Source organism: Staphylococcus simiae, from assembly GCF_002902085.1.
GTDB lineage: Bacteria > Bacillota > Bacilli > Staphylococcales > Staphylococcaceae > Staphylococcus > Staphylococcus simiae.
Genome location: NZ_PPQR01000071.1, coordinates 1 through 354 on the forward strand (window position 1 = coordinate 1; position 354 = coordinate 354).

Consider the following 354-nt stretch of genomic DNA (forward strand, 5'->3'; position numbering starts at 1 on the left):
TCATAACGGCTACACGAATACTATTTAAAGCTCGATTTAATAGTTGAACAATATGGAAACGATCGATAATAATTTTAGCGTTTGGAAATAGTTTTTTTATTAAAGTCATATAAGGTTCATGCATATCGATAGTGACTGTCTCTACTTGCTGTCTATCTTTTAAAGAAAAGCGGTAAAAATAATTTTTGAGTGATTGAAGTCGACGATCTTCAACAACATCTATAATTTGATGTGTTTCTGCATCAGCGAATATAAAGCTCATATGACCCGAAACGTTCTTGACACTTTTAAACTCATCCATCATTAGATGTTTGGGTAGTGAAGCATACGGTGATTGTTTTAAATAATCTGCTG

At 32.5% G+C, this 354-nt stretch carries 1 protein-coding gene; it reads right to left on the reverse strand.

From position 1 onward, the window contains the following. Nucleotides 1–354 (reverse strand): transposase (locus CD113_RS09110; RefSeq protein ID WP_142380902.1); only part of this gene is annotated, 354 nt, incomplete at both ends.